This is a genomic window from Streptomyces sp. NPDC003034, assembly GCF_053591375.1.
Genome location: NZ_JBSFTS010000004.1, coordinates 180661 through 193117 on the forward strand (window position 1 = coordinate 180661; position 12457 = coordinate 193117).

The 12457-nt window shown below is 71.9% G+C and carries 14 protein-coding genes; 8 read left to right on the forward strand and 6 right to left on the reverse strand.

Annotated elements, in window-relative coordinates; genetic code table 11:
- The first annotated feature begins 47 nt into the window (after positions 1-47).
- A complete protein-coding gene (locus ACWDX7_RS07225) occupies positions 48-1499 on the forward strand; it encodes an MFS transporter (protein ID WP_451491113.1) in 1452 nt (483 codons plus the stop codon).
- On the opposite strand, the gene ACWDX7_RS07230 is transcribed toward ACWDX7_RS07225, so the two are convergent.
- Together ACWDX7_RS07230 and ACWDX7_RS07235 are read right to left on the reverse strand one after the other, a co-directional pair.
- The gene (locus ACWDX7_RS07230) at positions 1486-1818 is read right to left on the reverse strand and encodes a DUF397 domain-containing protein (protein ID WP_451491112.1); all 333 of its coding nucleotides are present in this window, start codon (positions 1816-1818) and stop codon (positions 1486-1488) included. The genes ACWDX7_RS07225 and ACWDX7_RS07230 overlap by 14 nt on opposite strands.
- Entirely contained in the window at positions 1778-2626 is an 849-nt protein-coding gene (locus tag ACWDX7_RS07235; protein WP_451491111.1) for a helix-turn-helix domain-containing protein, read from the reverse strand. Before ACWDX7_RS07235 ends, ACWDX7_RS07230 begins: the two co-directional genes overlap by 41 nt.
- A gap of 84 nt (positions 2627-2710) precedes the next feature.
- Here ACWDX7_RS07235 and ACWDX7_RS07240 point away from each other — a divergent pair, with 84 nt between their 5' ends.
- From ACWDX7_RS07240 to ACWDX7_RS07260, 5 genes are all read left to right on the forward strand, one after another.
- On the forward strand, positions 2711-3163 hold the full coding sequence (locus tag ACWDX7_RS07240; RefSeq protein WP_451491110.1) for an ATP-binding protein: 453 nt from the start codon (positions 2711-2713) through the stop codon (positions 3161-3163).
- A gap of 187 nt (positions 3164-3350) precedes the next feature.
- Positions 3351-3995 carry a class I SAM-dependent methyltransferase gene (locus tag ACWDX7_RS07245; RefSeq protein ID WP_451491109.1) on the forward strand — a complete coding sequence of 215 codons (645 nt, stop codon included), beginning with the start codon at positions 3351-3353 and terminating at the stop codon, positions 3993-3995.
- Positions 3996-4106: 111 nt separating this feature from the next.
- A complete protein-coding gene (locus ACWDX7_RS07250; RefSeq protein ID WP_451491108.1) occupies positions 4107-5102 on the forward strand; it encodes an N-acetylmuramoyl-L-alanine amidase in 996 nt (331 codons plus the stop codon).
- Positions 5103-5246: 144 nt separating this feature from the next.
- On the forward strand, positions 5247-6065 hold the full coding sequence (locus ACWDX7_RS07255; protein ID WP_451491107.1) for a DUF5336 domain-containing protein: 819 nt from the start codon (positions 5247-5249) through the stop codon (positions 6063-6065).
- Positions 6066-6248: 183 nt separating this feature from the next.
- Positions 6249-7259 carry an LLM class F420-dependent oxidoreductase gene (locus ACWDX7_RS07260; RefSeq protein WP_451491106.1) on the forward strand — a complete coding sequence of 337 codons (1011 nt, stop codon included), beginning with the start codon at positions 6249-6251 and terminating at the stop codon, positions 7257-7259.
- Here the strand turns inward: ACWDX7_RS07260 and ACWDX7_RS07265 are convergent.
- A complete protein-coding gene (locus ACWDX7_RS07265) occupies positions 7256-7669 on the reverse strand; it encodes a hypothetical protein (protein ID WP_451491105.1) in 414 nt (137 codons plus the stop codon). The two genes, ACWDX7_RS07260 and ACWDX7_RS07265, sit on opposite strands and share 4 nt — an antisense overlap.
- Positions 7670-7756: 87 nt before the next feature.
- Here ACWDX7_RS07265 and ACWDX7_RS07270 point away from each other — a divergent pair, with 87 nt between their 5' ends.
- On the forward strand, positions 7757-8059 hold the full coding sequence (locus ACWDX7_RS07270) for a hypothetical protein (protein WP_451491104.1): 303 nt from the start codon (positions 7757-7759) through the stop codon (positions 8057-8059).
- Positions 8060-8162: 103 nt separating this feature from the next.
- Here the strand turns inward: ACWDX7_RS07270 and ACWDX7_RS07275 are convergent, their stop codons facing one another.
- From ACWDX7_RS07275 to ACWDX7_RS07285, 3 genes are all read right to left on the reverse strand, one after another.
- On the reverse strand, positions 8163-9245 hold the full coding sequence (locus tag ACWDX7_RS07275; RefSeq protein WP_451491103.1) for a prenyltransferase: 1083 nt from the start codon (positions 9243-9245) through the stop codon (positions 8163-8165).
- The gene (locus ACWDX7_RS07280; RefSeq protein ID WP_451491102.1) at positions 9242-9976 is read right to left on the reverse strand and encodes a class I SAM-dependent methyltransferase; all 735 of its coding nucleotides are present in this window, start codon (positions 9974-9976) and stop codon (positions 9242-9244) included. The genes ACWDX7_RS07275 and ACWDX7_RS07280 overlap by 4 nt, the downstream gene beginning before the upstream one ends.
- Before the next feature lie 82 nt (positions 9977-10058).
- Positions 10059-11372 (reverse strand): glycosyltransferase family 4 protein, encoded by a 1314-nt coding sequence (locus tag ACWDX7_RS07285; RefSeq protein ID WP_451491101.1) that lies wholly within the window; start codon positions 11370-11372, stop codon positions 10059-10061.
- Positions 11373-11708: 336 nt separating this feature from the next.
- On the opposite strand from ACWDX7_RS07285, the gene ACWDX7_RS07290 reads away from it, so the two are divergent.
- Complete coding sequence (locus ACWDX7_RS07290; protein ID WP_451491100.1) at positions 11709-12332, forward strand: TetR family transcriptional regulator; 624 nt, start codon at positions 11709-11711, stop codon at positions 12330-12332.
- The last annotated feature ends 125 nt before the right edge of the window (positions 12333-12457 follow it).

Here is a 12457-nt window from a genome sequence, read left to right on the forward strand (position 1 = left end):
GGCAACAAGAGTTGCCGCTACAGCCCGGCCGGTTCCACGCTCCGGGCATGAGCCCACACAGTGATTCCGGACCGGTCAGCGCAGCACAGGACGAGGCGGAAGCGGCCTCAACTGCGGGAAGGACGCCGGCTGCGGTCCGGTGGGCGCTCACCGGCCTGTCGCTGTCCATGCTGCTGTCCTCGCTCGGCACGAGCATCGCCAACGTCGCCCTGCCGACCCTGGCGCAGGCCTTCAACGCCTCCTTCCAGCACGTCCAGTGGATCGTCCTCGCCTATCTCCTCGCCCTCACCACCGCGATCGTCAGCGCCGGACGGCTCGGGGACCTCGTCGGCCGCCGGCGGCTGCTCCTGGCCGGGATCTCCCTGTTCACGGCGGCCTCGGTCCTGTGCGCCGTCGCGCCCACGCTGGGGCTGCTGATCGCCGCCCGGGCGGCGCAGGGCCTCGGAGCGGCCCTCATGATGGCCCTCACCATGGCGCTCGTCGGCGAGACGGTTCCCCGGGCGAGGACCGGCAGCGCCATGGGGCTGCTCGGAACGATGTCCGCGATCGGCACGGCGCTCGGTCCGTCGCTGGGCGGCGTACTCATATCCGGCCTGGGCTGGCGGGCGATCTTCCTCGTCAGCGCACCACTGGGCATCCTCACTCTTCTTCTCGCACACCGCCACCTGCCCGCCGACCGGCGGGAGCCCAGGACCGCCCGACCGGGCTTCGACCACGTCGGCACGCTGCTGCTGGCCCTGACGCTGGCGGCCTACGCCCTGGCCATGACCCTGGGGCACGGAAGTCTCGGTGCGTTCAACATCATCCTGCTGCTGGCCGCCGCCCTCGGAGCGGGCCTCTTCGTACGGACCGAGGCGAGAGCGGCCTCACCCCTGATCCGATTGACGCTGTTCCGCGAGCCCGCGCTCAGCGCGAGCCTCGCCACGAGCACGCTCGTCTCGACAGTGATCATGACCACGCTGGTGGTCGGGCCGTTCTACCTCTCCCGCGCGCTCGGGCTCGGTGAGGCCCTCGTCGGACTCGTCCTGTCGGTCGGTCCGCTGGTCGCCGCGCTGACCGGTGTGCCGGCGGGTCGCGTCGCGGACCGTTTCGGCGCCCGGCGCATGACGGTCGCCGGGCTCCTCGGGATGGCTGCCGGCTCCTTCACCCTGGCCATGACCCCGGCGACGCTCGGCGTGGCCGGATACGTCGTCCCTCTCGTCGTCATCACCGGCGGCTACGCGGTGTTCCAGACGGCCAACAACACCGCCGTCATGACGGATGTCCGCCCGGATCAGCGCGGCGTCATCTCGGGGATGCTCAACCTGTCGCGCAACCTCGGCCTCATCACCGGCGCCTCCGTGATGGGCGCGGTGTTCGCCCTCGGGTCGGCGACGACCGACGTGACGACGGCGGACCCCGGGGCCGCCGCCACCGGCATGCGGATCACGTTCGCGGTCGCGGGGGCCCTGGTCCTGGTCGGACTCGCCGTCACGGCGTCGGGTTCTACAAAGCGCTGACGAAGGCGGCGAAGGCGGCGGGAGAGAGGGTGAAGGCGGGACCATCGGGATTCTTGGAATCCCGCACGGCCACCCGACAGGGCTGAGCGGCGACCTCGACGCAGTCGCCGCCGCTGGTCCCGCTGTACGAGGCCTTGTTCCAGGCGGCGGCACCGAGCGGCGCGCACTCGACGCAATCACCGCCGGTGTTGCCGCTGAACGACGACTTACGCCAGGCGGCGGCACCGAGGGGGGCGCACTCGACGCACTCACCCCCCGTGTCGCCGCTGTACGAGGACTTACGCCACCGCGCGCCCGTAAGCTCCAGGATGGTGTCCATAGCGTTCCTCCATTACGCGGGCGATCAGTGCCGCCGATTTCTCCACAGAGAGCGCGGCGGCCTGCAAATGATCGTAACGGAGATAACCCTCCCTGAGAGCTTGCGGATTAGCCGTCATGTGCCCTTGGACGAAGTCCTCGGTATAGACAACGTCCGGGTCGTCGTCGAACCTCAGGACAGTGAAGGAACCCATCAGCCCCGCATGGGCGCCCGCCTCGAAGGGCAGGATTTGCACCTTCACCCACTCCCTCCTCCGTAGAGCCAACAAGTGAGCAAGTTGGTTCCGCATGACGCCCGGCCCGCCGATCTCCTGGTGGAGGACAGCCTCGCTCAGCACCACCCACATCAGTGGCGGGTTCTGGCGGTCCAGGATGCGCTGCCGATCCATACGGGCGGCGACCTTCGCGTCGAGGTTGTCCTCGTTCCGCACGCCCAGCACGGCCCGCGCGTACTCCTCCGTCTGCAACAGCCCGTACACCAGTTGCGCCTGGAAGGTGGAGACATACGCCGCCCGCGCCTCCATCTCCGCGAAGGCCTGGAACCACGTCGGCAGTTGGCTGCGCAGCACCAGTCCCACCAGCCGGGAGAACACCCCATCGGTCCCGAGGGCCGCGTCCACCCGTTCCGAGAAGTCGCGGGTCGGCACCTTCCTCGCCGTCTCGACCTGGCCGATCAGCGAGCCCGTACAGAAGACGATGTCTCCGAGCGATCCTTGCTTCAGCCTCGCCTCCTCTCTGAGGCGACGCAGTTCGGCACCGTAGTAGTCCAGCGGCGAGGCGCTGGGATCGAGTTCGCGGATGTTGACCACGAGGCGGTCACCCCCAAGTTCACGCCGGGCGGCGTTCGTTTCGGTCTGTTGCCCAGCGTAATCAGGACACTCCACTCTGGTGACATGAATCACGTAACTGCCCTCTGCCCAGCGGGAATCAGCAGCAGCTACCGCATGGGCTTCACTGTCGGTGAACACTCGGCCCGGCACATGCGGCGCATCCTGCGGTTGTTCCTCGGCCGGTGGGAGATGGCGGAGCTGACGGACGCCGCCGAGCTCGCGCTGACCGAGCTCGTCGCCAATGTCGTACGGCACGTGCCCGGCCGGGGCTGCGCGGTTCTCATCTTGCGGCGGCCGGAAGGGCTACGGGTGGAGGTCACGGACAGCTGCTCGCACCCCGTGCGGCTCGTACAGGGAGGCGACGACCTCAGCGAGGGCGGGCGCGGCCTGCTCCTGGTCGAGGCGGTGACCGACCGCTGGGGCACCCTGCCGCTCCCGGCGGGCAAAACCATCTGGTTCGAATGCGACACCCCCCACTCCAGCTCCAGCGGCACAATCAGCCCCGCCGGCGTTTGAGGCGCGGGGGCCCGGGGGCGGAGCCCCCGCAACGGCGCCGCACCCGAACCCCCGAGGCAACCCTGCACGGAACCGGCACCCGAACCACCGAGCAACCCCGCAGGGGGACCCGCTCCGGCCCGCTACTCAGCGGTACGGCAGCATGGGCGGGCCGCACCACCGCATCCCGCCCCACCCCGGAGGAACCATGGCCACGCCCAAGCCGGAGACCCTCGCCGCCTTCGAGGCGGCCAAGGGGTTCATGCCCGTAGGCGAGGGCCTGGCCCTCTACGCGGCCGCCACCGCCGCCGCCGCCGGGCTCGGGCTGCCGCTGCTGGAGGTCGGCACGTACTGCGGGCGCTCCACGATCCTGCTGGCCGACGCCGCCCGCGAGGCGGGGGTGTCCGCCATCACCGTCGACCACCACCGCGGCAGCGAGGAGCAGCAGCCCGGCTGGGAGTACCACGACCCGGCGGTCGTGGACCCGGAGATCGGCCTGATGGACACCCTGCCCACCTTCCGCCGCACCCTGCACCGGGCCGGCCTCGAAGACCACGTGATCGCGATCGTCGGCCGCTCTCCCCGGGTCGCCGCGGCCTGGGGCGGCCCGCTCGGTCTGGTCTTCATCGACGGCGGGCACACCGACGAGCACGCCACCGGCGATTACGAGGGCTGGGTCCCGCACCTGGCGCAGGGCGGGACGCTCGTCATCCACGACGTGTTCCCGGATCCGGCCGACGGCGGCCAGGCCCCGTACCGGATCTACCTGCGGGCCCTCGCCTCCGGCGCCTTCGAGGAGGTGTCGGTCACCGAGTCCCTGCGCGTGCTGCGCCGGACCGGGCCCGGCATCTGACCCGGGCGGGGCCCCACCCGATTGCCGCGTCAACCGGACATATAAGCGCACCGCGCCCCCGGATGGCCCAGGGTCCGTCGACCCGGCGGGACCCCGGTCTAGCATCGCGGCGTGCGCTACGACGACGACAGCCCCCCGCCGCCCGAGTACGGTTCCCCGGCCACGCCGGACCGGCCGTGGTTCACGCGCCGCTCCGCCCTCGTGGTCTCGGCCGCCGCGCTCGCTCCGACCTGCCTGGCCGGCTGGGTCCTGGCCCAGGTTCTGACCGGGGCCGGGCCGGGCCGGGAGCAGATGCCGCGCCAGACGCCCGTGCCCGCCTCGCACTCCGCCTTCCCGTCCGCCCTCCCGTCCGGCTTCCGGGACGCGAAGCCGAACGCCTGGTCGAGCGGAAGCCCGAGCCCGACCGGGAGCCCGAGCCGGAACCCCGCCACGGGCTCGCTCGCCGGCCGGACGGTCGTCATCGACCCCGGCCACAACACCGGCAATTTCCACCACGCCACCGAAATCAACAAGAAGGTGGACATCGGCACGGGCCGCAAGGAGTGCGACACCACCGGCACCACCACCAACGCCGGTTATCTGGAAGCCGAGTTCACCCTCGACGTGTCGCAACGCCTGCGCGCCGTCCTGGAGGCCCGCGGTGTGAAGGTCCTGCTGACTCACCAGGCGGACCGCCCGTGGGGCCCCTGCATCGACGAGCGCGCTCGCATCGGCAACGAGGCGGCCGCCGACGCCGTCGTCTCCGTCCACGCCGACGGGGTGTCAGCGGGCAGTCGCGGCTTCCACGTCATCCTCCCGGCCAAGGTCAGCGGTGGTGGCGCCGATACCTCGGCGATCGTCGGACCTTCCCGGCTGCTCGGCGAGCGGATCGCCGGAAACTTCGCCCGAACGACCGGATCGGCGCCCGCCAACTACCTCGGCAGCGGTACCGGTCTGGTGGTCCGCGACGACCTCGGCGGACTGAACCTGTCAACCCGGCCCAAGGTCTTCATCGAATGCGGCAACATGCGTGACGCCAAGGACGCGGCGCAGCTGACGAGTCCGGAGTGGCGGCAGAAGGCGGCCCAGGGCATCGCGGACGGCATCGTCGGCTTCCTCGGGGGGTAGTTCCTCCGGGAGTCCCGCCGGGACAGCTCGCCGCCCCGATCCTCTCGGCCGCGGGAGAACTCCGTACCATGGTCCCGCCCGCCCCGCTCCAGGCCTGATCTGCGACCGCGGCACCACGAGACGACCGAGAAGGACACCTAAGACGTGAACATCCGCTCCCTCACACGAGGTGACGGCGTGGTGATCGGAGCAGCGGTGCTGCTGTTCATCGCCTCGTTCCTCGATTTCTACTCCGCCACCGGTGGCGACCTCCCGAGCGCCTGGGACACCGACGCCTACCGCCTGGTCCTTCCCAGCGTCTTCCTCATCGGCTTCATCGCCGCGGGCCTGCTCATCGCCGCCCGCTTCCTGCCCGAGACCCGCAAGGTCCTCGGCATGCCGCTGTCGGCGTGGGGCACCGTGCTCGCCGTCTCGGCCGCCTGGTCCGCGCTGTGGTCGCTGATCACCTGCCCGAGCAGCGTCGACCTGGGCGCCGGCGCCATCATCGCCTTCCTCGCGACCCTGCTCCTGGCCGGCGTCGCCGTGGCCGGGGCGAAGATCCCGGCGCTCGCCGGGGCGCTGGTACCGGAGCCGAAGCCGGCGGCCATCCCGCCGTACGGCGGCCAGCAGCAGCCGGGCGCCGGATACGGCTACCCGGGCGGCCAGCAGCCGCAGCCGTACGGGGCCACCCCCCAGCCGGCCCCGCCGTACGGCGGCACCCCGCAGGCGGGTCCGGGTGCGCAGGACGCCGCCCAGCCGGCCCCGGCCCCGGCCCCGGCGGCCGACTTCACCCCGTTCTGGTTCGCGGTCCCGGTGGCCCGCCCCCTCTTCGCCGAGGACGGCTCCCCCACCCCGATCGCCGAACTGGCGCCGGGCACCTGGTACCTGGCCGTCGAGCAGCGCGATCCGGCCACCCTGGTCGCGCAGACCCAGGACGGCCGCCGCGGCATCCTGAACGACACCTCGGGCATCCAGCGCGGCTGACCCCCGCGGGCCGCGTACGGGGTCCGAGCAGCTCCTCCTTCACTTCGCCCCACCGGCTGTGCCGGTGGGGCGAAGTGCTGTCCGGGAGGCCGGGGAGGTCTGCCCTTCTCCGGTGGGGGTGGCTGCCCTACAGTTAGCTGACGCATCGTCAGGTAGGCTGCCGGCCGCGCGGAGGGACCGTACATGCGCCTGGGACTCGCACTCGGCTACTGGGGCCGCGGCCCCGATCCGGCCCATCTGCGCCTCGCCACCGAGGCCGAGAGCCTGGGCTACGACTCGGTGTGGACCGCCGAGGCCTGGGGGTCCGACGCCTTCACCCCGCTGACCTGGATCGCCGCACACACCTCGCGGATCCGCCTTGGCACGGCCATCGCGCAGATGGCCGCCCGCACCCCCACCGCCACCGCCATGCACGCCCTCACCCTGGACCACCTGTCCGGCGGCCGGATGATGCTGGGCCTGGGCCTTTCCGGCCCGCAGGTCGTCGAAGGCTGGTACGGGCGCCCCTTCCCCTCCAGCCCGCTCACCGCGACCCGCGAATACGTCGACGTCATCCGCCAGGTGCTGCGCCGCGAGGGCCCGGTCGCGCTGGACGGCCGCTTCCACAGCCACCCGTACCGTGGCGAGGACGGCGCCGGCACCGGCAAGGCGCTGCGCCCCATCACCCACCCGCTCCGCGCGGACCTGCCCCTGCTCCTGGGCGCCGAAGGCCCCAAGAACATCGCCCAGACGACGCGGATCGCCGACGGCTGGCTCCCGCTCTACTGGTCACCGGCCCGCACCGACGTGTACCGGGCATCGCTGACCGGCCTCCCCGAGGGCTTCATGATCGCGCCGATGGCCCGCGCCCAGGTCTGCGACGACGTCGCCGAGGGGCTCCTGCCCGTCAAGGCGATGCTCGGCTTCTACATCGGCGGCATGGGACACGCGACCCGCAATTTCCACGCCGACCTCATGGCCCGCATGGGTTACGAGGCCGAGGCCCGCCGCATCCAGGAGCTGTTCCTCGCCGGCCGCAAGGAGGAGGCGGTCCTCGCCGTCCCGGAGGCCTTCGCCGACGAGATCTCACTGATCGGACCGCGCGAACGGATCGCCGAACGCCTGGAGCTGTGGCGCGCGGGCCCGGTCACCGACCTGCTCATCACAGCCCCGGACCCGCACACGCTCCGGGTCCTGGCGGAACTGAACGGCTAGACCGTGTCCGGTCCGGGGTCCTCTGGCGCCGGGGACTGGGGGACGGCCGACAGGAGCTCGCGCAGGTCCAGGGGCATGACGGCGATCTCGATGCTGCCACCGCCCTCGTACGTGCAAGTGACGATCCGCGAGCCGGGGTTGATGGACATCCCCTCCCGTACGGAGGGTGCCCGCAGGGCGGTGGCGCGGCCGCCGGGCAGCGCCACGGTCTCGCCGCGGCCGGGGACCCACCGGGCCGCGCCCTGGTCGACGTACACCCGGCCCGTCCGCCAGCGGCCCGCACCGGCCGGATGCCGCGCCATGCACGGGATGCCGGGCACGGGCCCGCCGGCCACCCGGCGCAGGTGCTTGCGCCGCAGCAGCCAGCCGGCCCCGGCCGCCCCGAGGGCGACCACCACGAATTCGATCACGGACCCCATTGAAGCAGGCAGCGGGACCGCGCCACTTGGGGCCAACCGTTCGGGTTTACGGTGCGCTTATATGGCAAGACGCATCGCATGTCCCCACTCACGCGTGCCCGCACCCGAAGTACCAGTCAGGCAGGGCGAGCCGTCGCCCTCATAGCGGACCTCGCCGCCCTGATCATCGTCCTGTGGATCGTGCTGTACCTGCTGGACGCCAACCAGGGCAACGGCCTGGTCCAGTTCATCCACGACGTCGCCACCTGGCTTGCCGGGTGGTCCCATGACCTGTTCACCTTCAGCCGCGAATGGATCCAGGTGGTCGTCGGCTACGGCCTGGCGGCCGTGGTGTACCTGATCCTCGGCCATCTGATCGCCGGTTGGCTGTACCGGCGCTGACCGGCCGAGTCCGCCCGCAGGGGCGGGATCGCACTGCATGCGATCCCGCCCCTGCGGTACGGGCCGGGCTCGGGTCGGGCCCGTATCCCGGGGCGGCGGCGGCCTACGGACAGCAGTCGGGCTCCAGCCCGCCCGGCAGCGCCGACCCGCCGAAGACCGACGTCGTCGCCTCGTCCCCGCCCAGCACGGCGACCGCGAGCAGCAGCGAGGCCGCCGTCCACGTGGTCTGCTCCACCGGCCACACCGCCTGGTCCTGGAACACGTAACCCGTCCAGTACATGCCGTTGTCGGCGCGCAGGTGGGTGATCGAGCGCAGGATGTCCAGCGCCCGGTCCGACTCGCCCATCGCCCAGAGCGCGATCGCGAGCTCGCATGACTCGCCCCCCGTCACCCACGGATTGGGCAGGACGCAGCGCACGCCGAGGTCCGGCACCACGAACTCGTCCCAGCGTTCCTCGATGCGGGCCGTCGCCTCGGCGCCGGTCACCGCGCCGCCGAGCACGGGGTAGTACCAGTCCATCGAGTAGCGGTTCTTGTCGAGGAACCGCTCGGGGTGCCGGCGGATGGCGTGCCGCAGCGCGCCCACCGCGAGTTCCCAGTCGGGCTGCGGTTCCTCGCGGTGCTCGGCGATGGCCAGGGCGCAGCGCAGCGCCTGGTGGATGGAGGAGGACCCGGTCAGCAGCGCGTCGGTGACCGGCGTGCCGTCGGGCTCCCGCTTCCAGCCGATCTCGCCGCCCGGCTGCTGGAGCGCGAGCACGCACTCGACGGCCGCGAAGACGGCGGGCCACATGCGGTCGAGGAAGGCGTCGTCGCCGGTGGACAGGTAGTGGTGCCAGACGCCGACGGCTATGTACGCGGTGAAGTTGGTCTCGCGGCTGGCATCCTGCGGCTCGGCGGTGTCCACGCCGTCCGCCCGGTCGGCGTAGGCCGCGTACCAGGAGCCGTCGCGGTTCTGGTGCCGGGCCAGCCAGGCGTACGCGCGCTCGGCGGCCTCGTGCTCGCCGGCCACGTCCAGCGCCATCGCGGCCTCGGTGTGGTCCCAGGGGTCCAGGTGGTGCCCGCGGAACCACGGGATGGCGCCGTCCGCCCGCTGCGCGGCCAGGATCCCGGCCACCGTCGCGGCTGCCTCCTCGGCGGTCAGTACGCCGTTCAGGACCAGGTGCTCGGTGCGCTCCGGCGAGCTCACTGGGCGGCGCCGGCGGGGAGGTGCGGCTTGGTCGCGTACGCCACGAAGCTCTTGCCGATGACCGGGTTGAGCAGCTGCTCCGCGAGGCGGGTGGCCACCGGCTTCTTCATGATGTCCCAGACCAGGAGCTTGTGGTACGCCTTGACCGGCAGCGCCTTGTCGTTGTCGACGCCGAAGGCGCACTTGAGCCACCAGTAGGGGGAGTGCAGGCCGTGCGCGTGGTGCGTGCCGTAGGGCTTGAGGCCGGCCTGCCGCATCTTGCCGAGCAGTTCGTCCGCCTTGTAGATGCGGATGTGGCCGCCCTCGACCTCGTGGTAGGCGTCGCTCAGCGCCCAGCAGATCTTCTCGGGGCCGTAGCGCGGCACGGTGACGGCGATGCGTCCGCCGGGCTTGAGCACGCGCACCATCTCGGCGAGGACGCCCTTGTCGTCGGGGATGTGCTCCATCACCTCGGAGATGATGACGACGTCGAAGGACTCGTCGGGGAAGGGCAGGGCGAGCGCGTCGCCCTCCATGGCGGTGGCGGTGGCTCCGGCCGGGGCCTCACCGGCCTCCTTCATGGCGGCGAACCACTTGGCGACCTCGCGGATCTCCTCGCCGTTGCGGTCGACGGCGACCACCTGAGCGCCTCTCCGGTAGCACTCGAAGGCGTGCCGGCCTGCGCCGCAGCCCAGATCGAGCACGCGGTCGCCTGCGGCGAGCGGGAACCGGGAGAAATCGACGGTCAGCACGGGGGCCTGCCTTCGCGGTCGCGGGGGTGGTGAGCGGGGAGCGGAATCGGGAGCGGTATCGGGAGCGGTAGCGGGGGAAAGGTCACCGCGTACGGCGGGTACGGGCGGCCTGCTCGACGGCGGCCCGGTAGTGCACGACGGTGCCCTCGGCGGCCTTGGCCCAGGTGAACCGGGACAGCACCCGGTCGCGCCCGGCAGCGCCGAGCCGGGCGCGCAGCTGCGGATCCCCCAGCAGCCTGGACAGCGCGGCGGCCAGGGCGCCCGCGTCACCCGGCGGCACCGCGAGGCAGGTCTCGCCGTCGGGTCCGGTGACCTCGGGGATGGCGCCGCCGGTGGTGGCGACGAGCGGAGTGCCGGTGGCCATGGCCTCGGCCGCCGGGAGCGAGAAGCCCTCGTAGAGGGAGGGGACGCAGGCCACTTGGGCACTGCGGACCAGGTCGACCAGCTCGGCGTCGGTGATGCCCTTGACGAAGCGGACGGCGTCCTGGAGCGCGTACTTCTCGATCGCGCGCGCGACCGGCCCGCGCTCGGCGCGCTTGCCGACGACGACGAGGTGGGCGTCGGGCTGCTCGGTGCGGAGCTTCGCCAGCGCCTCGACCAGGTGCACGAGCCCCTTGAGCGGCACGTCGGCGCTGGAGGTCGTGACGATGCGGCCCGGGACTTCGGCGACGGAGCCGTCGGGCGACCACAGGTCGGTGTCGGCGCCGATGTGCACGACGTGGATGCGCTCGTCGCGCACACCCAGGTGCTGGGCGATCTCCTGCTGGGAGGACCCGGAGACGGTGAGCACGGACGGCAGCCGGCGGGCGACGCGCCCCTGCATGCGGGTGAAGGCGTACCAGCGCCGTACGGAGGCCCGCTTCTTGCGGTCCTTGGCGGCGGCGAGGTCCAGCTGCCGGTCCACGGTGATCGGGTGGTGGATCGTGGTGACGAGCGGCGCGCCGAGGTCGCCCAGGAGGCCGTAACCGAGCGTCTGGTTGTCGTGGATGACGTCGAACTCGCCGGCGCGGGCGGCCAGGTGGCGTCGGGCGCGCAGCGAGAAGGTCAGCGGCTCGGGGAATCCGCCGGTCCACATGGTGGCGACTTCGAGCGCGTCGATCCAGTCCCGGAACTCCTCGCGCTTCGGGGTGCGGAAGGGATCGGGGTGCCGGTACAGGTCGAGGCTCGGCAGCTCGGTGAGCGAAGCGCCCGTGTCGAGCACCGGGTAGGGCTGCGCGCCGATCACTTCGACGGAGTGCCCGAGGCGGACGAGCTCGCGCGAGAGGTGGCGGACGTAGACGCCCTGGCCGCCGCAGAACGGGTTCCCCTTATAGGTGAGGAGCGCGATGCGCAGCGGGCGGTCGCCGCCGGTGGCGGAACCCGCGAAAGGGCTCGTCACCATGGCCTCAGCGGTCACTCTCGGCCCCCTTCTCCCTGCACTTTCGCCGGAGCGTAACCGCTCGCATAATGTAGAACAAGTTTCAGACTTGATCCGTCGAAGAGCATTGAATCTACCGGCCGGAAACCACACCGTAAGAGGCGGAGCAGGTGATTCGCGCCACGGCTCCAGCGCCTGCCATGCTGGCCCCGGCCGGGGCCGAGCAGGGCCCGGCGGGACCCGCGCAACGCCCAGGCAGCGACACACCGCGACTCACTGCGACCACTGCGACCACTGCGACCCACCGCGACCCACCGCGACCCACCGCGACACGGAACGATACGGAACGACGCCGAACGCCATGGAACGGGACACATGACAGCGGAAGCCAAAGCCGTCAGCATGCCGGCGTCCCCGCCCCTGACGGAGCGCCAGGAGGCGCGCCGCCGCCGGATCCTGCACGCCAGCGCCCAGTTGGCCAGCCGGGGCGGCTTCGACGCCGTCCAGATGCGCGAGGTCGCGGAGTCGTCCAGCGTGGCGCTCGGCACCCTCTACCGGTACTTCCCGTCCAAGGTGCACCTGCTCGTCGCCACCATGCAGGACCAGCTCCAGCACCTGCACACCACCCTGCGCAAACGCCCCCCGGCCGGCGAGGACCCGGCGGCGCGGGTCGCGGAAACCCTGATGCGGGCCTTCCGCGCCCTCCAGCGGGAACCGCACCTGGCCGACGCGATGGTCAGGGCGCTGACCTTCGCGGACCGCAGCGTGAGCCCCGAGGTGGACACGGTGTCCCGGCTGACGACGGCGATCATCCTGGACGCGATGGGCCTGGACGCCCCGCCGACGGCCGAGCAGCTCTCGGCGGTGCGGGTGATCGAGCACACCTGGCACTCGGCCCTGATCACGTGGCTGTCGGGCCGCGCCTCGATCGCCCAGGTCAAGATCGACATCGAAACGGTCTGCCGCCTGATCGACCTGACCACCCCGGAAACGGCCTGATCCCACCGCCCTACCGGAGAAGTCCGACCCGAGATGTCCGACCCGGAGAAGTCCGACCCGGAGAAGTCCGACCCGGAGGACCAGTCCCCGGGGGACTAGCCCTCCCGGGGGCCTGGTCCTCCCAA